1 protein-coding gene is annotated in these 420 nt (G+C 59.8%); it reads left to right on the forward strand.

Translation table 11 applies throughout. The features are described from left to right. Positions 1-420, forward strand: a 420-nt coding sequence (locus BFP90_RS29100) for an immunoglobulin-like domain-containing protein (protein ID WP_256097464.1), incomplete at both ends; no start/stop codon positions are given.

A 420-nucleotide genomic window follows, 5' to 3' on the forward strand; every position in this document is an offset into this window, starting at 1 on the left:
CTGATGTGGTCGATACCACCACTGTCACGCTGACGGCCGGTTCCACCGTGACCGAAGGCGGTCAGATCACCTACACCGCGACATTGACCAACCCCGCGCAGACGCCGGTGAGCGTTACCTTGAGCAATGGCTCGGTGATTACCATCAAGGCAGGTGAGTCGGTTGGTACAGTGGTCGTGGATACCCCGGCTAACGACGTCTACGTTAACGGTTCGACCGTCAGCACCACTATTACCGGCGCAACCGGCGGCAACTTTGAAAACCTGGTGCCGAGCACGACGCCTGCGGTTACTACCATTACTGATGTGGTCGATACCACCACTGTCACGCTGACGGCCGGTTCGACCGTGACCGAAGGCGGTCAGATCACTTACACCGCGACCCTGACCAACCCGGCGCAAACCCCGGTGAACGTCACCT

Source organism: Pseudomonas sp. 24 E 13, from assembly GCF_900004715.1.
Classification (GTDB): domain Bacteria; phylum Pseudomonadota; class Gammaproteobacteria; order Pseudomonadales; family Pseudomonadaceae; genus Aquipseudomonas; species Aquipseudomonas orientalis_A.